Origin of the sequence: Conexibacter arvalis (assembly GCF_014199525.1) — a bacterium.
GTDB classification, from domain to species: domain Bacteria; phylum Actinomycetota; class Thermoleophilia; order Solirubrobacterales; family Solirubrobacteraceae; genus Conexibacter; species Conexibacter arvalis.
The window spans coordinates 53,622-71,981 of record NZ_JACHNU010000008.1 but is presented as its reverse complement, the minus strand read 5'-3'; the positions used below and the strand labels follow the sequence as shown (position 1 = coordinate 71,981).

Here is an 18,360-nt window from a genome sequence, read left to right as displayed (position 1 = left end):
TATCCTCCAACCATGCCGCCGACGACCGACACTGACCGCCTGCATCTCGCGCGCACGCTGGAGCTTGCGCAGCGGGGCCGCGGCAGGGTCAGTCCCAACCCGCTGGTGGGGGCGGTGATCGCCCGCGACGGCGAGGTGCTCGCGGAGGGCTGGCACACCGCCTACGGCGAGCCGCACGCCGAGGTCGAGGCGATCCGCGCGGCCGGCGACCAGGACCTCGCCGACGCGACGATCTACGTCTCGCTGGAGCCCTGCTGCCACACCGGCAAGCAGCCGCCCTGCACCGACGCGATCCTCGCGGCCGGCATCAGACGCGTCGTGGTCGCCTCCGACGACCCGACCGAGAAGGCGGCGGGAAGGGGACTGGGCATCCTGCGCGACGAGGGCGTCGAGGTCGTCGTCGCCGACGGCGAGCTGGCCGCCCGCGCGCGGCTGCTCAACCAGTCGTTCCGCAAGCGGGCGCGGACCGGCCGGCCGTGGGTGCTGTTCAAGTCGGCGATGACGCTCGACGGCAAGGTCGCCACCCGCGCCGGCGACTCGAAGTGGATCTCCTCGACCGACAGCCGCGAGCTCGCCCACCACTGGCGGGCCGAGTGCGACGCGGTCGCGGTCGGGATCGGCACCGCGCTCGCCGACGACCCGCAGCTGACCGCCCGCATTCCGGGCGTCGCGCGCCAACCGCGCCGCGTCGTCTTCGACTCGCTCGCCCGCCTGCCGCTCGACTCGCAGCTGGTCCAGGCCGCCTCCGAGGTCCCGCTGACCGTGATCGTCTCGCGCGCCGCGCCGCGCACCGCGACCGACGCGCTCGAGACGCACGGCGCCGAGGTGTTCGTCGCGACCGGCGCCAACGAGCCGGCCCGCGTCGTCTCTGCGCTCGACCAGCTCGGCGCCGCCGGCGTCGGCGCGATCCTGCTGGAGGGCGGCCCGCGGCTGGCCGGCGCCTTCCTCGACGCCGGCGAGATCGACGAGCTGCGGCTGTTCCTCGCCCCGCTCGTGCTCGGCGGCCGCACCGCGCGCGACCCGCTCGAGGGCGAGGGGGTCGAGACGATCTCGGAGGCGCTGCGTGCCCTGACCTTGGACTGCGATCGCGTGGGGGAGGACCTGCTCGTCTCCGCACGCCTGAAGGAGTGGTGAGAAGGGCGATGTTCACGGGACTCGTGCAGGGGCTCGGCACGGTCGCGGCGGTCGAGCCGACGGCCGACGGGGCGCGGCTGCGGATCGAGACCGACCTCGCGGCGGAGCTCGCCCCGGGCGACTCGATCGCGGTCAACGGCGTCTGCCTGACGGCGGTCGACCCTTCGGCCGGCGCCTTCTCGGCCGACGCGATCAACGAGACGCTGCGGCGCTCCTCGCTCGCCGACGTCGGTCCGGGCAGCGCGGTCAACCTCGAGCTGGCGATGCGCGCCGGCGACCGCCTCGGCGGCCACATCATGCAGGGACACGTCGACGGCGTCGGGACGATCTCGGAGATCGCGCAGGACGGCTTCTCCCGCGTCGTCACGATCGCCGCCCCGGCGGAGCTGCTGCGCTACGTCGTCGAGAAGGGCTCGATCGCGATCGACGGCGTCAGCCTCACCGTCTCGGCGGTCGACGACGACTCGCTCAGCGTCTCGCTGATCCCCGAGACGCTGGAGCGGACGATCCTCGGCGCCGCCGAGGTCGGCAAGCCGGTCAACCTCGAAGTCGACGTGCTCGCGAAGTACGTCGAGAAGCTCGTGGGAGCGCATCGATGAGCCAATCCGACGTGAGAGCCCCCTTCGCCACCATCGAGGAGGCGATAGAGGACATCCGCCAGGGCAAGATGGTCGTCGTCTGCGACGACGAGGACCGCGAGAACGAGGGCGACCTGACGATGGCCGCCCAGTTCGTCACGCCCGAGGCGATCAACTTCATGGCGAAGGAGGGCCGCGGCCTGATCTGCCTCGCCATGACCGGCGAGCGCTGCGAGGAGATGGGCCTCGACTTGATGGCGCAGAAGAACGAGTCGTCGTTCGAGACCGCCTTCACCGTCTCGATCGAGGCGCGCGAAGGCGTCACGACCGGCATCTCGGCAGCCGACCGCGCCCACACGATCCAGGTCGCGATCGATCCGAAGGCGAGCCCGCGCGACCTCGTCCAGCCCGGCCACGTCTTCCCGCTGAAGGCGAAGGAGGGCGGCGTCCTGGAGCGGATCGGCCAGACCGAGGCGGCGGTCGACCTGGCCCGCCTCGCCGGCCTCAACCCCTCCGGCGTGATCTGCGAGATCATGAACGACGACGGCACGATGGCCCGCGTCAGCGACCTGATCCCGTACTGCGCCAAGCACGGGCTGAAGATGGTCACCGTCGCCGACCTCGTCGCCTATCGGCGCAAGCACGACAAGCTCGTCGAGCGCGTCGTCGGCACGAGACTGCCGACCGCCTTCGGCGACTTCGACGTGATCGGCTACCGCTCGCTCGTCGACGACAAGCACCACGTCGCGATGGTCAAGGGCGAGGTGCAGGGCAAGGAGGACGTGCTCGTGCGCGTCCACTCCGAATGCCTCACCGGCGACGTCTTCCACTCGCTGCGCTGCGACTGCGGCGAGCAGCTCGAGTCGGCGCTCGCGATGATCGAGGAGGCCGGCCAGGGGGTCCTGCTCTACCTGGCGCAGGAGGGGCGCGGCATCGGCCTGCTCAACAAGCTGAAGGCGTACAAGCTGCAGGAGGAGGGCTTCGACACCGTCGACGCCAACCTCAAGCTCGGCCTCCCGGCCGACCTGCGCGACTACGGCATCGGCGCGCAGATCCTCCAGGACCTCGGCCTCACGAGCATGCGGATCCTGACCAACAACCCGAAGAAGATCATCGGGATGGAGGGCTACGGGCTGTCGGTCACCGACCAGGTGCCGATCATCCCGACCCCCAACCCGCACAACGAGGCCTACCTGCGCGCCAAGCGCGACCGCATGGGCCACATCCTCCACCACCAGGGGATGCCGCTCGACGAGGAGATGATCCTCGAGGAGCGCGAGCACGACCACCACAAGGGAGAGTCCGCCGATGGGCGCTGAGAAGAAGAGGTTCGCGCTCGTCGTCGGGCGCTTCTACGAGGAGCTCGCCGAGAAGCTCGTCGCCGGCGCGCGCGCTACGCTGGAGGAGCACGGCGCCGAGACGGTCGACGTCTACGATGTGCCGGGCGCCTTCGAGCTGCCGCTGGCGGCGAAGTACGCGGCCGAGTCGGGCCGCTACGACGCGATCGTCGCGCTCGGCGCCGTCATCCGCGGCGAGACCGACCACTACGACTACGTCTGCGGCGAGTGCGCGCGCGGGATCCAGCAGGTCCAGCTCGCGACCGGCGTCCCGGTCGGCTTCGGCGTCCTCACCGTCGACACGATGGAGCAGGCGCAGGCGCGCGTCGGCGGCGGCGCCAAGCGCGACAGCGGCGCCCACGCCGCCGAGGCGGTGCTCGCCTCGCTGCAGGTCCGCGAGTCGGTCAGACAGCAGCGCCGAAGCACCGGTTTCGCGCCGGCCTGACGCACCCGCCTCCGAACGATCGCGCCGGCCCGCCCTCGGGCCGGCGCCTCATCCCGTCCGTCTACCACCTATACTGCCCGAACCCATGCCCCGTACCTGTCATGTCTGCAACAAGGGTCCCGCCTTCGGCAACAGCCGAAGCCACTCGAGAGTGGCCACCAAGCGGCGCTTCGACCCGAATCTCCAGCGGATCCGCATCAACGATGACGGCACCGCTCGGCGCGTCTACGTCTGCACGCGCTGCCTGAAGGCCGGCAAGGTCGTCAAGGCGTAGGGGTCGGCCGAGCCGACCCCCACGTCGTGTCCGATCCAAGCCTCCTTCGCTTTCGCGCCGTCGTCGAGGCCGCGCTCGCCCAGCTCGAGTCGCGGCGAGACGAGGTCAATGACCTCAACGTCTTCCCCGTAGCGGACGGCGACACCGGCGACAACATGGCGCTCACGCTGCGCGCCGTGGTGCAGGAGATCGACCGTCTCGCCGAGGCGGCCGAGAACCGCACGATAGATGAGATCGGACGCGACGAGATCGTCGCTTCGGTCGCACGCGCCGCCCTGCTCGGCGCGCGCGGCAACAGCGGCGTCATCCTCTCCCAGCTGATCCGCGGCGCAGCCGAGGAGCTGGCCAGCCGCCCCGGCGAGCTGGTCGACCCGGTCCTGATCGGCGCCGCGATGGCGCGCGCCGCCGAGCAGGCGTACGGCTCGGTGCGCGAGCCGGCCGAGGGCACGATCCTCACCGTCGTGCGCGAGATGGCCCACCGGATCGCGACCGAGCTGGCGCACATGCCGGAGACGCGGCTCGACCCCGACGCCTCCGCCGACCACCAGGACGCGCTGATCGCCGACGTGCTGGAGCGGGCGCTGGAGGCCGGCCAGCAGTCGGTCGAACGGGGCCCCGACCTGCTCCCGGTGCTGCGCGAGGCCGGCGTCGTCGACGCCGGCGGCTACGGCCTCACCGTCCTCTTCGCCGGCGTCGTCGCGGCGCTGCGCGGCAGCGAGCCGCCGGAGCTGGCCCATCGTCGCGCCGCCCGCGTCACGCGCCCGCAGCACGAGTCGTCGACCTACCGCTACTGCACGAACTTCGCCGTCACCGGCACGGGGCTCGACGCGCGCCGCTTCGTGCGGGCGCTGGAGGAGCTCGGCGACTCGGTCCTCGTCGTCGGCGACGCGGCGACGCTCAAGGTCCACGTCCACACCGACGACCCCGACGCCGCCACCGCCGTCTTCGCCGACGCCGGCGCGATCTCGCACCTCGACGTCGCCGACATGCACGCGCAGGTCGAGGAGCGGGCCGGGCGGCTCGCCGCCGCGGCCGCCGCCAACGGCGACGGCCAGCAGCCGGCGCCGGCGCCGAACGCGACCTGCGGGGTGCTGGCGGTGGTCTCCGGCGACGGGCTGAGGCAGCTCTACGAGAGCCTTGGCGTCCACGTGCTCGACGGCGGCGCGACGCTCAACCCGTCGACCTACGACCTGCTGGCCGGCATCCACGCCGTCGCCGCCGAGCAGGTCGTCGTGCTGCCGAACAGCTCCAACGTCTTCATGGCGGCGGAGAGAGCGGCCGAGCTGTCGGAGAAGCAGGTCGTCGTCGTCCGCTCGCGCACCCAGCAGGGCGGGCTCGCCGCGGCCGTCGCGCTCGACCCCGCCCGTGACGCCGCCGCCAACGCCGCGGCGATGGAGCGGGCGCTCGCGCACGTCCGCACCGGCGCGGTCGCGCCGGCCGCCCGCGACGACGCCGCCGGGCGCTTCAAGGTCGGCGAGGCCGTCGGGTTCGTCTCCGAGCAGATCGTCGCGTGGGGCGATCCGGCCGCGACGCTGCGCGCGGTGCTCGACGCGCTCGCCCCGGAGGCCGAGCTGATCACCTGCCTGCGCGGCGCCGAGGCGCCGCTCGACGACCCCGCGGTCGCCGCGCTCGCCGGCGACGGGGTCGAGCTGGAGCTGAGCCCGGGCGGCCAGCCCAGCTACTGGTGGCTGCTGTCGGCCGAGTAGCTCAGCGCGGGCAGCCGTACAGCCCGCGCTTCAGCGGCGCGCTCATCCGCGGTCGTCTCGACGCGCACGCGCCGCGGCGCGTGGCGAAGCGGCGCGCCTCCTTCCAGCCGAGCCTCGCGTCGGCGCGGATCGCGATCGCGTAGGGCAGGCCGGGACAGCCGGCATGGGGGAGGCGCCGGAGCGAGGCCCAGCGCCCGTCGCGGGCGATCCGGCCCGAGAAGCAGCTCCAGCGCGGCTGCTTGATCGCGATCGCCAGCTCGTGCGTCTCGGTTTCGGTCGCGACGCGGACCGGAGCGCGGGCCGCCTGCGACGGCGCGGCGACGGCGGCGGGCGCCAGGGCGGCGAGCAGGGCGGCGATGGCGAGACGCAGCATCGCCGCAGTATGGCGGCCCCGCCCGCGGGCCGTCCGCGGGCCGCCCGGGCCGCCGGCCGACCGGCCGGCACGCCATAGTGTCCGAGCCGCCATGTCGTCCTTCCAGCCGTCTCAGTTCGGGAGCACCGAGCCCCTCGACGGCGCGCAGCTGCGCGCCGCGCCGGTCCGCCTGCCACGCCCCTCGCGCTTGCGCGAGCCGCTCGACGCGCCCGGTCCGAGAGCGGCGAGAGCGCTGGAGACGCTCGGCCTCCACGACGTCGGCGATCTGCTCGCCCACCTGCCGCGCGCCCGCGGCGAGGCGCGCACCGTCGCCGGCCTCGAGTACGAGGAGACCGCGACGATCCTCGTCGAGGTCCGCTCGATCACGTCGCGGCCGGTCCGCCGCCGCGGAATGCGGCCGATCGTCGAGGCGGTCGTCGCCGACCAGACCGGCCCGCTGAAGGTCGTCTTCTTCAACCAGCCGTGGCTGGTCGAGCGCTACAGACCGGGGACGCGGCTGATGCTGACCGGCCGCCTCGGCCAGCGCAACTTCAGAGTCTCCGCACACGCCCCGACGACGCAGCAGGTCGCCGGCGTCGAGCAGGTCGCGCAGTATCCGGCCAGCGAGGGGATCAGCTCGGTGCAGCTGCTCGCGCTCGCGCAGGAGCACCGCGACGCGATCGACGACGTGCCCGAGCCGCTGCCGGCGCGCGTGCGCGTCGAGGACGGCCTGCCGGACGTGCGCTCGGCGTTGACCGGCGTCCACTTCCCGACCGCGCCGCGCGATCCGGTCGACGGCCGCCGCCGGCTCGCCTACGACGAGCTGCTGCTGCTCCAGCTCGGCCTGCTGCGCCGCCGCGCGCGGCGCGAGGCCTCCTCCAGCGCCCCGCGGCTCGACGGCCCGCGCGAGCTGACCGCGCGCTGGCTGGAGGCGGGGCTGCCGTTCGCGCCGACCGGCGATCAGGCGGCCGCGATGGAGGCGATCGACGCCGATCTCGGCCGCGACCACCCGATGCAGCGGCTGCTGATGGGCGAGGTCGGCTCCGGCAAGACGGTCGTCGCGCTGTTCACGCTGCTGCGCGCCGTCGAGCAGGGCTGGCAGGGCGCGATGATGGCGCCGACCGAGACGCTCGCCGAGCAGCATTTCGCGACGATCCAGGCGCTGACCGCCTCCGAGACGCTCCAGATCGCGCTGCTGACCGGCTCGACGCCGGCCGCCCGCCGCAGAGACGTGCTCGGCAAGCTGGCCAGCGGCGAGCTGTCGCTCGTCGTCGGGACCCATGCGCTGATCGAGGACGCGGTCGTCTTCGCCCGCCTCGGGGCCGTCGTCGTCGACGAGCAGCACCGCTTCGGCGTCCGCCAGCGGGCGGCGCTCGACGCGAAGGCCCCGGACGGGCTCGAGCCGCACGTGCTGCACATGACCGCGACGCCGATCCCGCGCACGCTCGCGCTCGTCGAGCACGGCGACCTCGACCACACGGCGCTGCGCGAGCTGCCGCGCGGCCGGCAGCCGATCGAGACCTTCGTCGCCAGCGGCGAGCGGGCGCGCGAGCGGGCCTACGAGCGGATCCGCGAGGAGCTGCGCGACGGCCGCCAGGCGTTCGTCGTCTGCCCGCTCGTCGGCGAGTCGGAGGCGCTGCAGGCGCGCGCCGCGACCGAGGAGTACGAGCGGCTGAAGGCGACCGAGTTCAGGGAGTTCCGCGTCGTGCTGATGCACGGCCAGATGAAGCCGAGGGAGAAGCAGGAGGCGATGGCCTCCTTCGCCGCCGGAGAGGCCGACGTGCTGGTCGCCACCTCCGTGATCGAGGTCGGCATCGACGTCCCCAACGCGACCGTGATGCTGGTCGAGGACGCCGAGCGCTACGGGATCTCCCAGCTGCACCAGCTGCGCGGGCGGATCGGCCGCGGCGCCCACAAGTCGCTCTGCCTGCTGTTCGGGCCGAGCGACTCGGCGCGGCTGAAGGCGCTCGCCGCCCACTCCGACGGCTTCGAGCTGGCGCGGATCGACCTCGAGCTGCGGCGCGAGGGGGAGATCGTCGGGGTCCGCCAGCACGGCGAGGCCGCCTACCGGATCGCGATCCTCCCCGACGACGCCGACCTGTTGGAGCGGGCTCACGCCCGCGCGGAGGCGCTGCTGGCGGCCGATCCCGAGCTGGAGGCGCCAGAGCACGCGCTGCTGCGCGACGCGCTCGCGCGCGTCTTCGGCCCCGACGCGATGGCCCCCATCGCGGCCTGACGATGCGGATCGTCGCGGGCCTCTACGGCGGTCGCCGCCTGGTCGCGCCGAGCGGCGAGGCGACGCGGCCCACCAGCGACCGCGTGCGCGAGGCGCTCTTCTCGATCCTCGGCCCGCTCGACGGCGAGCGCGTGCTCGACCTCTTCGCCGGCACCGGCGCGCTGGGCCTGGAGGCGCTGTCGCGCGGCGCCGGCCACGTCACCTTCGTCGAGCGGGCGGCGCCGGCGGCGCGGGCGATCGAGGCCAACCTGGCGGCGCTGCGGGTCCCGCGGGAGGCGTACGCGCTGCGGCGCCAGGACGCGCTTGCATTCGCCCGTGCGGCACGGGCGGCCCGGCGTGAATACGATCTCGTGCTTCTCGACCCTCCATACCGCCTCGCGCCCGGGCTGGGACGCGAGCTCTCGCCGGCGCTCGCGGAGCTGACCGCCGCGGACGGCAGGATCGTGTGCGAGAGCGACCGTCGTTCGCCGCTCGTGCTCGACCTGCCCTTGACCGACGAACGCCGTTACGGCGACACACTCATTCGCATCCATGAACTCGAATAACCGCATCGCCGTCTGCCCGGGCTCCTACGACCCCGTCACGAACGGGCACCTCGACGTCATATCGCGCGCGTCGAGGATCTTCGACGAGGTCGTCGTCGGCGTCGTCAACCTGCCGATCCGCAAGGGCAAGACGCTCTTCACGACCGACGAGCGGATCAGTTTCATCTCACGTGCGACCGAGCATCTCGGGAACGTGCGCGCCGAGGCGTTCTCCAACCTGCTCGTCGACTTCGCCAGAGAGCTTGGCGCGACGGCGATCGTGAAGGGTCTGCGCGCGATCTCGGACTTCGAGTACGAGCTGGAGATGCACCAGCTCAACCGCCGCCAGGCGCCCGACATCGAGTCCGTGTATCTGATGGCCTCGTCGCAGTACAGTTTCTTGAGTTCCAGCGGCGTCAAGGAGCTCGCGACGTTCGGCGGGAACATCACAGATCTGGTTCCCGACTATGTGGCAACGCGCTTGAAGGAAGAAATCGGCCGTTGACGAAACAGAGGTTCTGATGGATGTCCTGGTCCTGATCGACAAGCTGGACGATCTCGTCCACAACGCGAAGCCGGTCCCGCTGACCGATCAGGTCCGCGTGGACAAGGAGGAGATCTACGACCTCCTCGATCAGATGCGCGCCACGATCCCCGAGGAGATCAAGCAGGCCCGCTGGATCGTCAAGGAGCGTCAGGAGATGCTCGCCGAGGCCAAGCGGGAGGCGGAGCGGATCCTGAGAGAGGCGCGCGAGCGCCAGGAGCGCCTGATCTCCGAGGAGGAGGTCACCAAGCAGGCCGAGCGCGGCGCCGAGGACATCATCGAGGACGCCCGCGCCCGCGAGCGCGAGATCCGGCTCGGCGCCGAGGACTACGCCGACGAGATCCTCAACACGCTCGAGGTCAACCTCTCGAAGTTCATCGCGGCCGTCCAGCGCGGGCGCGAGCGCCTGCAGGGCAAGGACGAGCCGGCCGAGGTCGGCTAGGCGCGGGCGGCGACGCCGCTCGCCGCCGCGCCACCCGCTCGCTCGCGCTCAGCGGACCTCGAAGCCGCGCAGCCCCTCCGGCTCCTCCTCGAGCACCTCGACCCGCTCGACGGCAGCGTGGGGCGGACCCTCGCCGACCCACGCGACCATCCGCTCGACCGGCTCGGCGTCCCCTTCGAAGACCGCCTCGACCGACCCGTCGGGGTGGTTGCGGACCCAGCCGGCGACGCCGGCCTCCCGCGCCGCGTCGTGCGTCGAGGCGCGGAAGAAGACGCCCTGGACCAGTCCGTGGACGCGGACGCGCCGTCTGATGACCTCTCGACTCATGCCGGCAGTCTTCCCGGTCGATGACCGGGAGGACGGCTCGTCGCGGCGCGCGCCGAGCCGCCGGTCGGCGGCGCGGTCGGGCCGCCTCCGCGCCGCCGGGTTCCGTCCGCATCGCGCGGGACGCTTCACGCACCCATGTCCGCACTGTGGCTCCTCATCGGCCTCCTGCTCGGCGCGGCCGCCGTCCTGCTCGCGCTGCGCTCGCGCGCGGCGACCGAGCGCAAGGCGCGGTCGGTCGACCAGCTCGTCGAGCCGATCCACGCCCAGCTGAGACGGGTCGACGAGCAGCTCGCCGCGCTCGACCGCGACCGCGCCCACCAGCGCGGCGCGCTGGAGCAGCAGATCCGCCAGCTGGTGGAGGCGCAGGAGCGGCTGCGCGGGGAGACCGGCGCGCTCGTCTCCGCGCTGCGTCAGCCGCAGGCGCGCGGGCGCTGGGGCGAGCTGCAGCTGCGGCGGGTCGTCGAGCTGGCCGGGATGCTCGACCACGTCGACTTCGCCGAGCAGGCGAGCGTCGCCGCCGACGAGCGGCTGCTGCGGCCCGACATGGTGATCCACCTGCCCGGCGGGCGCAACGTCGTCGTCGACGCGAAGGCGCCGCTGCACGCCTTCCTCAACGCCTACGAGGCGCGCGACGAGACGACCCGCACGCGCGAGCTGGCCCAGCATGCGCGCCTCCTGCGCGAGCACGTCCGCAGGCTGTCGGCGAAGGGCTACGCAGCCCAGTTCGAGACGGCACCCGACTTCGTCTTCCTCTTCCTCCCGGGCGAGCACTTCTACTCGGCGGCGCTGGAGGCCGATCCGTCGCTGCTGGAGGACGGCGTCCGCGACGGCGTCCTGATCGCGACGCCGACGACGCTGATCGCGCTGCTGCGCGCCGTCGCGTACGGCTGGCAGCAGGAGCGGGTCGCCGAGAGCGCCCGTCAGGTCGCCGCGCTCGGGCGCGAGCTGCACCACCGCCTGAGCACCTTCGGCGCCCATCTCGACCGGGTCGGCGCGCGGTTGCGCGGGGCGGTCGGCGCCTACAACGACGCCGTCGGCTCGTTCGACAGCCGCGTCCTGCCGAGCGCCCGCTCGCTGGCCCGCCACGGCGTCGTCGGCCCGGAGCGCGAGCTGTCCGACGTCGCCCCGGTCGACCTCGCCGCCCGCGAGCTCCACGCCCCCGAGCTGCGCGCGCCGCTCCGCGACGCCGCGGAGCCCGGCCCGGGCCGGTTCGCCCCCGACGCCGCCGCGTCCGGCACAGCGGCCGTCCTGGATGGCGCGGGCCGCCGCGACGATGCCGCCGCGCAAGGAGCGGCGGCCCTCCCGGGCGGCGCGAACCGGCACGACGCCGCCGCGTCCGGCACGGCGGCCTTCCCCGATCCACGACCGCTGCGGGAGGCGCGCGATGGCTGACCTGCTGCGCGACCTGCTCGCGCGCCTCGGCCGCGGAGCGCCGAGCGCGCCGCCACCGCCACCCGCTCCCGCCGTCCCGCCCGCCGACGCGGCGGCCGCCGCCGCGCTCGCGCGGGAGGCGGCGACGCCGTTCGGCTACCGCCGGCCGGCCGCCGAGCTGCTCGCGTCGTTCGGCGGGACCGGCGCTGAGGAGCGCCGCCGCGCGACCGTCGCGCTCGCCGCCGCCGGCATCGCCGCCGACCCGCCGCTGACCGACGCCGAGCCGGCTCAGTTCATCCAACTCCGCCGCATCGAGGCCGTCGCGCCGCCCGCGCACGACGGCGGGCGGCCGGCCGCCGTCGCCGACACTGCTGATCCCGGCGGCGGCAGCTCGCACAGGTCGACAGCCGCTCGCGGCGCCGACTCGCCTGCGCCCACGTCGCCTCCCGTGGCGCCCGATCGGCCGCGGCCGGCCGCCGAGCGCGTCGCCGCGCGGTTCGCGCCGAGCGCACCGATCGCGAGAGACCGCAGACTGGCCGCGGGCGCGACCGGTCTCGCGGCGCTCGCGGTCGTGATCGTGCTGGCGGTCGCGCTGCGCGGCATGACCGACGACGGCGACCGCGCGGCGAGCGCGCTCCCGCCAGAGCCGCACGCCGCCGCCGACACGACCGCGTCGGCGCCGGCCCCGACGACGCCGGCTCGCACGACCGCAACCGTGTCCCCGGATGGGAGACCGCCCCGCACGACCGCGACGATCCCCGCGGCCTCCGACGGGAGACAATCGCGCACGACCGCGACGACCCCCGCCGCACCCGCGCGTAGACCCGCTCGCACGACCGCGACGAGCCCTGCCGCGCCCGCGCGCAGACCTTCGCGCACGACCGCGACGAGCCCCGCGGCCTCCGGCGGGAGACAGGCGCGCCCGACCGCGACGACCCCCGCCGCACCCGCGCGCAGACCTTCTCGCGCCACCGCGACGCCCCACGTCGCGAGCACGACGCGCGGCAGGGGGACCGCGCCGCCGGCCACCGCGCCTTCCAGCCGCCCGTCGCCGAGAGCCGTCACGCTGCGGATCGTGCCGAGCGAGGAGTCGTACGTCTGCATCGCGGACGGCTCCGGCGCCACGGTCTGGGAGGGGATGCTCACCGGCCCGTACACGGCCCGCAAGCGCAAGCTGACCATCCGCGTCGGCGTAGCGACCGCGCGGATCACCGCCAACGGCAGAGCGGTCCGCGTGACGAAGGCGCCCGGCGCCTTCGAGCTGACGCCGCGCGGGATCAGGGAGCTGCCGGGCGACGCGCGCGTCTGCGGCGCGGCGCTGGCGGCCCCGCCCGCGGGCGAGCCGTCGGCCCCGCCCGCCACCGGCTGAGGCCTCCGGCCCGGTAAGCCGGCCCTGCCCCGCGCGCGCCCGCCCGGCCGACCCGGCTCCCGCCCGCGCGCCCTGCCTGGCGAGCCCGGCACCTCCCCGGCCCGCGGCGCACCCCGCCCGCCGGATCGCGACCGTTAGGGTTCGCGGCCGGATGACGAGACTCGGCAGCGTGATCGCGGATGCAGGGGGTGTCCGCGCGCCGCGCGAGCGTGCGGCGCAGCTCCGTTCCGAGCTGCTCGACGCGCTCGCCGACGGCGCCCACGAGCTGGCGCAGAGCCGCTCCGGCTATCCGCCGGCCGACCCGGTCCCCGTCGCGATCGCCGCGCACGAGCGCAGCCTGGTGGCGGCGCTCCCGGTCGAGCCGGCCCTGCGCGCCGACCCCGACGCGGTCGTCGAGCGCGCGTGGATCCTCACCGCCGCGGTCGTCGGCACGCTCGTCGACGGCGCCGAGGCGATGGCCGCCGCCGCCGCGGAGGATCTCGCGCTCGTCGCCGGGACGTGGGGGAGCTGGCTGGCGCTGTCGTTCCCGTTCGAGGCCGGCGACCCGTTCGACCACGTCGAGTACGCGGTCGAGCTGTTCCCGTACCAGCTCGAGCACGTCGACCGGCTGAGAGCGGTCGCCTACGGGGTCCCCGGTGACGTGCTCGCCGACGTCGAGGACCTGCGCGCGCCGATCGGCGAGCTGCACCCGCTGCGGATCGCCGAGGCCGTCGCGCGGTTCGGCGGCCACCCGGCCGACGCCGACTCGGTCCGCTCCCACGACGAGGACGTGATCGCGGTGCTCGACCCGACGACCGACGTCGCCCGGCCCCACGACGACGCCGACCGCGGCCGCCGGGTCGCGCGGCGGATCCTGCAGCGGCTGATGGGGATGGGCAAGTGGGGCGGCTACCACACCGAGATCAGCCACCTGGCGCGCGGCTTCGCCGGTCACGACCGGGCGCTCGCGCTGGCGATCGGCGAGCGCCTGCTCGACGCCGGCCTGCTGCTGGAGAAGCCGAGCGTCGGCCAGCGCCACGTCTTCCTCAACCCCAGACGCGCGGCCGACATCCACGCGCTGGTGGAGCGGGGCGAGGCCCCGCGCGGCCTCGACCTGCCGTAGCGCGCCGTTCCCGGAGCGGCCGGTCTGACCGCGTCCGTTGTCACCCTCGCCGGCAAACTGACACGCGCGTCCAACGATCGTGGTTGGATACGCCACGTGTTGAGTCAAGTGTCACATCAGGCCTTCGTCGCCAAGACCCTGTTCGGTTCAGGCCTGCTCGGCCCGACCCGACCCGACCGCCTCGCGAAGGCCGGCCTCGCGCTCAAGAAGTGGGGCACCACCTCGGCCGGAGCGATCGCCGTCACCGCCGCGAGAAGGCCCGACCAGCCCGCGATCGTCGACGAGCTGGGAACGATCAGCTACGGCGAGCTGCACCGCCGCGGTAACGCGCTCGCGAGCGCGCTCGCCGGCGAGGGGATCCGCCCGGGCGACCCGGTCGCGGTGATGTGCCGCAACCACCGCGGCTTCGTCGACGCGACGCTCGCGATCTCGCGCCTGGGCGCGAACGTCCTCTACCTCAACACCGCGTTCGCCGGCCCGCAGCTGCAGGCCGTCGTCGAGCGCGAGAGAGCGGCCGCGATCATCTACGACGAGGAGTTCGCGAACCTCGTCGAGCCGGTGCGGGCCGGCCGCAAGAGCTTCGTCGCCTGGCACGAGGGGAAGGCCGCCGACGGCGACCGTCGGATCGAGGAGATGATCGCCGCGGGCGACCCGGCCGGCGTCCCGGTCCCGAAGGAGCCGGGCCGCGTGATCATCCTGACCTCCGGCACGACCGGCACGCCGAAGGGCGCTCGTCGCAGCGCGGCGACGCTCGGCGCCGCCGCGGCGCTGCTGTCGAAGATGCCGCTGAAGGCGCGCGGGACGACGCTGATCGCCGCGCCGCTGTTCCACACCTGGGGCCTGGCCCACTTCACGCTCGGCGTGCCGCTCGCCTCGACGATCGTGCTGCGCCGCCGCTTCGACCCGGAGGGGACGCTGGAGACCGTCGCCCGTCACAGAGCGAAGGCGCTGGTCGTCGTGCCGGTGATGCTGCAGCGGATCCTCGAGCTGCCCGACGAGGTCTTCGCCAAGCACGACACCTCGTCGCTGCGGGTGATCGCCGCCAGCGGCTCGGCGCTGCCCGGGCCGCTCTCGGGTCAGGTGATGGACCGCTTCGGCGACGTCCTCTACAACACCTACGGCTCGACCGAGGTGGCGTGGGCGACGATCGCGACCCCCGAGGACATGCGCGCCGCGCCCGGCACCGCGGGCCGCCCGCCGGTCGGCACGCGCGTGCGCCTGCTCGACGACGACGGCCGCGAGGTCCCGCAGGGCCAGCCGGGTCGCATCTTCGTCGGCAACGAGCTGCCGTTCGAGGGCTACACCGGCGGCGGCAGCAAGGAGATCATCGACGGCCTGATGTCCTCCGGCGACGTCGGCCACTTCGACGCCGCCGGACGCCTGTTCGTCGACGGCCGCGACGACGACATGATCATAAGCGGCGGCGAGAACGTCTTCCCGTCGGAGGTCGAGGACCTGCTCGCCGGCCACGAGCACGTGCGCGAGGTCGCCGTCGTCGGCGTCGACGACGAGGAGTGGGGCCAGCGGCTGAAGGCCGTCGTCGCGCTCAACCCCGGCGCCGCGTGCGGCGAGGACGAGCTGAAGGCGTTCGTGCGCGCGAACCTCGCCGGCTACAAGGTGCCGCGCGAGGTCGTCTTCGTCGACGAGCTGCCGCGCAACGCCACCGGCAAGGTCCTCAAGCGCGAACTGCGCTGAGGCGCATCTCGCCGCACCGCGGACCTCGTCCGCGGTGCCCACGGCCTCCTCGCGCGCTCGCGGACCGGCGCCCGCAGCGCTCGCTGCGTCCTTGCCAGCCACGACGATCTGCACCTCAGAATCGATTCCACGCGGCGCAGGCGGTCGACCGCCTGCGCTCGCTACTCTCGACGGTATGTCCACGCGCGCCGACACCATCGATCTCGCTCCGCTGCGGCTCAGCTCCGGCCAGGGTCACACCGCCGAGCTCGAGGTCGCGATCGAGCCGTTCGACCTCAGCGGCCAGACCTACCCGGTCGAGCCCTCGGTCGTCCCGGTGCGGCTCGACGTCTCGCGCACGACCGCGAACGGCTACGCGCTGCGACTGCGCTTCGAGGCGACGCTCGCCGGGCCGTGCATGCGCTGCCTGGAGCCGTCGCGCTCGACCTTCGCCGTCGACGCGCGCGAGGTCGACCAGCCGGGGGCGGCCGACGAGGAGCTGGACAGCCCCTATGTCGAGGAGGAGGTCGTCGACGTCGCCAGATGGGTCAACGACGCCCTGTCGCTGACGCTGCCGCCGCAGCTGCTGTGCAGAGCCGACTGCGCCGGCCTCTGCGCCGAGTGCGGCGCGAACCTCAACGAGTCGCCCGATCACGCCCACGAGGCGGCGCCCGATCCGCGCTGGGCGAAGCTGCGGGAGCTGCAGCTCCCGCAGGAATGACGACGGCGCGCCACCGCCCCGATCCCTGGTACATTCCACCGCTCTATGGCCGTCCCGAAGCAGAAGCAATCTCACGCGCGCACGAACAAGCGCCGCTCCCAGCACAAGATCTCGGCGCCCTCGACGCAGGCGTGCCCGCAGTGCCACAGCCCCCGGCGGCCGCACCGCGTCTGCCCGGTCTGCGGCACGTACGCCGGGCGTGAGGTGGTCACGGCCACCAGCGGCGACGACGCCGCCTGAGCAGCTCGCCAACCGTGCCGCCGATCACGGTCGCCGTGGACGCGAACGGTGCCGACCTCGGGCCTGCCGAGGTCGCCGCCGGTGCAGCCATCGCAGCCGAACGCGGCACGCGCGTGCTGCTGTTCGGCCCCGCTGAGCAGATCGGCTCGACGCCCGACGGCGTCGAGGTCGTCGACGCTCCGCTCTCGATCGCGAAGGCACCCGATCCCGCGCTGGCCGTACGCGGGACCCCGGACGCCTCGATCGTGCTCGCGACCAAGGCGGTCGCCGAGGGACGCGCCGACGCGCTCGTCTCCGGCGGCTCGACCGGCGCCGCGCTCGCCGCCGGCCTCTTCAACATCCGCCGCGCCCGCGGCATCTACCGGCCGGCGCTCGCGCTGCCGATGCCGGTCCCCGGCGCGCCCGTGCTGCTGCTCGACGTCGGCGCCAGCCCCGAGGTCCGCCCCGAGCACCTCGTCCAGTTCGCCTTCATGGGCGCCGCCTTCGCACAGGCCGTGCTCGGCGTCGCCGCGCCCCGCGTCGGCCTGATGTCCAACGGCGCCGAGCCGGGCAAGGGCACGCCCGACGTGATCAGCGCCCACGCCCGCCTCGTCGAGACCGGCGGCAGAATCAACTTCATCGGCAACGTCGAGGGCAACCAGGTGACCGAGGGGGTCGCCGACGTCGTCGTGATGGACGGCTTCACCGGCAACGTCACGCTGAAGCTGATCGAGGGCGTCTCCAGCAAGCTGATGCGGTCGATCAGAGAGACCGCCGTGAAGAGCCCGCGCGGCCGGCTCGGCGGGCTGCTGCTGCGGCGGCCGCTCAAGTCGCTGCGCGAGACGATCGACCCGGAGCTGGCCGGCGGCGCGTACATGCTCGGCCTCAGGCGGACCGGCGTCGTCGCGCACGGCCGCTTCACCCGCACCGGCTTCGCGCGCGCGATCGAGGTCGCAGAGCGGGCGGTCAGAGAGGACGTCGTCGGCCGCACGCTGGCGGCGCTCGACGCGGCCGGCGCGCTCCGTCAGGCTCCATCGTCCGATGCCCCGGCTAGCGTCCAGTCGACATGACCCGCGAGGAGATTCTCACCCTCATCCGCAACCACCTCTCCGACGAGCTCGCGATCGAGCCCGGTCGGATCGAGGAGGGCACCCGCTTCCGGGAGGACCTGGAGGCCGATTCGCTGGACCTCTACACGCTCGTGCAGGAGCTCGAGGACACCTACGGCGTGAAGATGTCCGACGAGCAGGCCGCGAGAATCCTGACGGTCGGCCAGGCGGTCGACTTCGTGCTGGCCTCTGGGGTCGCGAGCCGCGACTCCGGGAGCTGACCCTGCGCAAGCTCGCCGACCTGCTCGACGCCCTGCCGGACGATCTCGCCCAGCAGGTCTTCACGCATTCCTCCTGGACCGACCGCCGCTCGGAGTCCTACGAGCGGCTGGCGTTCCTCGGCGACAGCGTGCTCGGGCTCGCCGTCACGACCCACCTCTACCCGCGCCTGGAGGCCGAGAGGTTCGGCGCCGGCCGCCTGACGAAGATCCGCGCCCAGGCGGTCTCGGGCCGCTCGTGCATGGCGGTCGCCGAGCGGCTCGGCGTGCCGGAGCGGCTGCGCGCCGCCGCGCCGCAGGGCGTCGGCCAGAACGCCGAGGCGCTCGTCCGCACCGAGCGCGTGCTCGCCTCGGTGATCGAGGCGGTGATCGGCGCCTGCTACCTGACCAACGGCTACGACGGGACGGCCGCGGCGGTCGTCGAGGCGTTCGAGCCCGAGATCGAGACGGCGCTCGAGCACCCGGTCGACTTCAAGTCGGCGCTGCAGGAGCGGCTCGCCCGCCGCGGCGACGTCGTCGCGTACTCGGTCGCCTCCGAGGAGGGGCCGCCGCACGACCGCATCTTCGAGGTCGTCGCAGAGGTCGCGGGCAGGGCGGTCGGCTCTGGCCGCGGACGCAGCAAGAAGGACGCGGAGCAGGAAGCGGCGCGAACGGCGCTGGACGCGATGGGGGCATAGG

Annotated in this window: 21 protein-coding genes; 19 read left to right on the top strand and 2 right to left on the bottom strand. The window is 73.9% G+C overall.

Features of this window, described 5'->3' with window-relative positions; all coding sequences use genetic code 11:
• The first annotated feature begins 12 nt into the window (after nucleotides 1-12).
• From ribD to BDZ31_RS21145, 6 genes are all read left to right on the top strand, one after another.
• Nucleotides 13-1,134 (top strand): bifunctional diaminohydroxyphosphoribosylaminopyrimidine deaminase/5-amino-6-(5-phosphoribosylamino)uracil reductase RibD, encoded by a 1,122-nt coding sequence (gene ribD, locus BDZ31_RS21170; protein ID WP_183344875.1) that lies wholly within the window; start codon nucleotides 13-15, stop codon nucleotides 1,132-1,134.
• Between the two features lie 8 nt (nucleotides 1,135-1,142).
• Complete coding sequence (locus BDZ31_RS21165) at nucleotides 1,143-1,733, top strand: riboflavin synthase (RefSeq protein WP_183344872.1); 591 nt, start codon at nucleotides 1,143-1,145, stop codon at nucleotides 1,731-1,733.
• Nucleotides 1,730-3,031: a bifunctional 3,4-dihydroxy-2-butanone-4-phosphate synthase/GTP cyclohydrolase II gene (locus BDZ31_RS21160; protein WP_183344870.1), complete on the top strand. Its 1,302-nt coding sequence runs from the start codon at nucleotides 1,730-1,732 to the stop codon at nucleotides 3,029-3,031. Before BDZ31_RS21165 ends, BDZ31_RS21160 begins: the two co-directional genes overlap by 4 nt.
• Nucleotides 3,021-3,494 carry a 6,7-dimethyl-8-ribityllumazine synthase gene (gene ribH / locus BDZ31_RS21155; protein ID WP_183344867.1) on the top strand — a complete coding sequence of 158 codons (474 nt, stop codon included), beginning with the start codon at nucleotides 3,021-3,023 and terminating at the stop codon, nucleotides 3,492-3,494. Before BDZ31_RS21160 ends, ribH begins: the two co-directional genes overlap by 11 nt.
• An 85-nt stretch (nucleotides 3,495-3,579) precedes the next feature.
• Nucleotides 3,580-3,768: a 50S ribosomal protein L28 gene (gene rpmB, locus BDZ31_RS21150; protein WP_183344865.1), complete on the top strand. Its 189-nt coding sequence runs from the start codon at nucleotides 3,580-3,582 to the stop codon at nucleotides 3,766-3,768.
• A gap of 26 nt (nucleotides 3,769-3,794) precedes the next feature.
• Nucleotides 3,795-5,474 (top strand): DAK2 domain-containing protein, encoded by a 1,680-nt coding sequence (locus BDZ31_RS21145; protein ID WP_183344863.1) that lies wholly within the window; start codon nucleotides 3,795-3,797, stop codon nucleotides 5,472-5,474.
• A 1-nt stretch (nucleotide 5,475) separates the two neighbouring features.
• Here BDZ31_RS21145 and BDZ31_RS21140 read toward each other — a convergent pair whose 3' ends face one another.
• Complete coding sequence (locus tag BDZ31_RS21140; RefSeq protein ID WP_183344861.1) at nucleotides 5,476-5,847, bottom strand: hypothetical protein; 372 nt, start codon at nucleotides 5,845-5,847, stop codon at nucleotides 5,476-5,478.
• A gap of 91 nt (nucleotides 5,848-5,938) precedes the next feature.
• Between BDZ31_RS21140 and recG the strand changes: the two genes are divergently transcribed.
• Genes recG through BDZ31_RS21120 form a run of 4 tightly spaced genes read left to right on the top strand, consistent with a single transcriptional unit; the run spans nucleotide 5,939 to nucleotide 9,572 of the window.
• Nucleotides 5,939-8,062, top strand: coding sequence for an ATP-dependent DNA helicase RecG (gene recG / locus BDZ31_RS21135; protein WP_183344859.1), 2,124 nt, complete (start codon nucleotides 5,939-5,941; stop codon nucleotides 8,060-8,062).
• A gap of 2 nt (nucleotides 8,063-8,064) precedes the next feature.
• Nucleotides 8,065-8,607 carry a 16S rRNA (guanine(966)-N(2))-methyltransferase RsmD gene (gene rsmD / locus BDZ31_RS21130; protein WP_183344856.1) on the top strand — a complete coding sequence of 181 codons (543 nt, stop codon included), beginning with the start codon at nucleotides 8,065-8,067 and terminating at the stop codon, nucleotides 8,605-8,607.
• The gene (coaD, locus tag BDZ31_RS21125; protein ID WP_183344854.1) at nucleotides 8,594-9,091 is read left to right on the top strand and encodes a pantetheine-phosphate adenylyltransferase; all 498 of its coding nucleotides are present in this window, start codon (nucleotides 8,594-8,596) and stop codon (nucleotides 9,089-9,091) included. Before rsmD ends, coaD begins: the two co-directional genes overlap by 14 nt.
• 16 nt (nucleotides 9,092-9,107) lie before the next feature.
• On the top strand, nucleotides 9,108-9,572 hold the full coding sequence (locus BDZ31_RS21120) for an ATPase (protein WP_183344852.1): 465 nt from the start codon (nucleotides 9,108-9,110) through the stop codon (nucleotides 9,570-9,572).
• Nucleotides 9,573-9,620: 48 nt separating this feature from the next.
• Here BDZ31_RS21120 and BDZ31_RS21115 read toward each other — a convergent pair whose 3' ends face one another.
• Nucleotides 9,621-9,899 carry an acylphosphatase gene (locus BDZ31_RS21115; protein ID WP_183344850.1) on the bottom strand — a complete coding sequence of 93 codons (279 nt, stop codon included), beginning with the start codon at nucleotides 9,897-9,899 and terminating at the stop codon, nucleotides 9,621-9,623.
• Nucleotides 9,900-10,034: 135 nt separating this feature from the next.
• Between BDZ31_RS21115 and BDZ31_RS21110 the strand changes: the two genes are divergently transcribed.
• The 9 genes from BDZ31_RS21110 to BDZ31_RS21070 all read left to right on the top strand — a co-directional run bounded on the left by BDZ31_RS21110 (nucleotide 10,035) and on the right by BDZ31_RS21070 (nucleotide 18,359).
• A complete protein-coding gene (locus tag BDZ31_RS21110) occupies nucleotides 10,035-11,291 on the top strand; it encodes a DNA recombination protein RmuC (RefSeq protein WP_183344848.1) in 1,257 nt (418 codons plus the stop codon).
• Nucleotides 11,284-12,639 (top strand): hypothetical protein, encoded by a 1,356-nt coding sequence (locus tag BDZ31_RS21105; RefSeq protein WP_183344846.1) that lies wholly within the window; start codon nucleotides 11,284-11,286, stop codon nucleotides 12,637-12,639. The genes BDZ31_RS21110 and BDZ31_RS21105 overlap by 8 nt, the downstream gene beginning before the upstream one ends.
• Nucleotides 12,640-12,790: 151 nt before the next feature.
• Complete coding sequence (locus BDZ31_RS21100; RefSeq protein WP_183344844.1) at nucleotides 12,791-13,741, top strand: hypothetical protein; 951 nt, start codon at nucleotides 12,791-12,793, stop codon at nucleotides 13,739-13,741.
• A 108-nt stretch (nucleotides 13,742-13,849) separates the two neighbouring features.
• Nucleotides 13,850-15,436, top strand: a complete 1,587-nt coding sequence (locus BDZ31_RS21095; protein ID WP_343075658.1) for an acyl-CoA synthetase — start codon at nucleotides 13,850-13,852, stop codon at nucleotides 15,434-15,436.
• A gap of 175 nt (nucleotides 15,437-15,611) precedes the next feature.
• Complete coding sequence (locus BDZ31_RS21090; RefSeq protein WP_183344840.1) at nucleotides 15,612-16,136, top strand: YceD family protein; 525 nt, start codon at nucleotides 15,612-15,614, stop codon at nucleotides 16,134-16,136.
• A gap of 45 nt (nucleotides 16,137-16,181) precedes the next feature.
• Nucleotides 16,182-16,376 (top strand): 50S ribosomal protein L32, encoded by a 195-nt coding sequence (gene rpmF / locus BDZ31_RS21085; protein WP_183344838.1) that lies wholly within the window; start codon nucleotides 16,182-16,184, stop codon nucleotides 16,374-16,376.
• Nucleotides 16,377-16,411: 35 nt separating this feature from the next.
• The gene (gene plsX, locus BDZ31_RS21080; protein ID WP_343075657.1) at nucleotides 16,412-17,425 is read left to right on the top strand and encodes a phosphate acyltransferase PlsX; all 1,014 of its coding nucleotides are present in this window, start codon (nucleotides 16,412-16,414) and stop codon (nucleotides 17,423-17,425) included.
• Nucleotides 17,422-17,685: an acyl carrier protein gene (locus BDZ31_RS21075; RefSeq protein WP_183344835.1), complete on the top strand. Its 264-nt coding sequence runs from the start codon at nucleotides 17,422-17,424 to the stop codon at nucleotides 17,683-17,685. Before plsX ends, BDZ31_RS21075 begins: the two co-directional genes overlap by 4 nt.
• A complete protein-coding gene (locus BDZ31_RS21070; RefSeq protein WP_343075668.1) occupies nucleotides 17,682-18,359 on the top strand; it encodes a ribonuclease III family protein in 678 nt (225 codons plus the stop codon). The genes BDZ31_RS21075 and BDZ31_RS21070 overlap by 4 nt, the downstream gene beginning before the upstream one ends.
• The last annotated feature ends 1 nt before the right edge of the window (nucleotide 18,360 follow it).

What these genes read in the sequence shown, in the direction of transcription:
- ribD (WP_183344875.1), top strand. Translation starts at nt 13, where the DNA reads ATGCCGCCGACGACCGACACTGACCGCCTGCATCTCGCGCGCACGCTG.
- BDZ31_RS21165 (WP_183344872.1), top strand. Translation starts at nt 1,143, where the DNA reads ATGTTCACGGGACTCGTGCAGGGGCTCGGCACGGTCGCGGCGGTCGAG.
- BDZ31_RS21160 (WP_183344870.1), top strand. Translation starts at nt 1,730, where the DNA reads ATGAGCCAATCCGACGTGAGAGCCCCCTTCGCCACCATCGAGGAGGCG.
- ribH (WP_183344867.1), top strand. Translation starts at nt 3,021, where the DNA reads ATGGGCGCTGAGAAGAAGAGGTTCGCGCTCGTCGTCGGGCGCTTCTAC.
- rpmB (WP_183344865.1), top strand. Translation starts at nt 3,580, where the DNA reads ATGCCCCGTACCTGTCATGTCTGCAACAAGGGTCCCGCCTTCGGCAAC.
- BDZ31_RS21140 (WP_183344861.1), bottom strand. Translation starts at nt 5,847, where the DNA reads ATGCTGCGTCTCGCCATCGCCGCCCTGCTCGCCGCCCTGGCGCCCGCC.
- recG (WP_183344859.1), top strand. Translation starts at nt 5,939, where the DNA reads ATGTCGTCCTTCCAGCCGTCTCAGTTCGGGAGCACCGAGCCCCTCGAC.
- rsmD (WP_183344856.1), top strand. Translation starts at nt 8,065, where the DNA reads ATGCGGATCGTCGCGGGCCTCTACGGCGGTCGCCGCCTGGTCGCGCCG.
- coaD (WP_183344854.1), top strand. Translation starts at nt 8,594, where the DNA reads ATGAACTCGAATAACCGCATCGCCGTCTGCCCGGGCTCCTACGACCCC.
- BDZ31_RS21120 (WP_183344852.1), top strand. Translation starts at nt 9,108, where the DNA reads ATGGATGTCCTGGTCCTGATCGACAAGCTGGACGATCTCGTCCACAAC.
- BDZ31_RS21115 (WP_183344850.1), bottom strand. Translation starts at nt 9,899, where the DNA reads ATGAGTCGAGAGGTCATCAGACGGCGCGTCCGCGTCCACGGACTGGTC.
- BDZ31_RS21110 (WP_183344848.1), top strand. Translation starts at nt 10,035, where the DNA reads ATGTCCGCACTGTGGCTCCTCATCGGCCTCCTGCTCGGCGCGGCCGCC.
- BDZ31_RS21105 (WP_183344846.1), top strand. Translation starts at nt 11,284, where the DNA reads ATGGCTGACCTGCTGCGCGACCTGCTCGCGCGCCTCGGCCGCGGAGCG.
- BDZ31_RS21100 (WP_183344844.1), top strand. Translation starts at nt 12,791, where the DNA reads ATGACGAGACTCGGCAGCGTGATCGCGGATGCAGGGGGTGTCCGCGCG.
- BDZ31_RS21090 (WP_183344840.1), top strand. Translation starts at nt 15,612, where the DNA reads ATGTCCACGCGCGCCGACACCATCGATCTCGCTCCGCTGCGGCTCAGC.
- rpmF (WP_183344838.1), top strand. Translation starts at nt 16,182, where the DNA reads ATGGCCGTCCCGAAGCAGAAGCAATCTCACGCGCGCACGAACAAGCGC.
- BDZ31_RS21075 (WP_183344835.1), top strand. Translation starts at nt 17,422, where the DNA reads ATGACCCGCGAGGAGATTCTCACCCTCATCCGCAACCACCTCTCCGAC.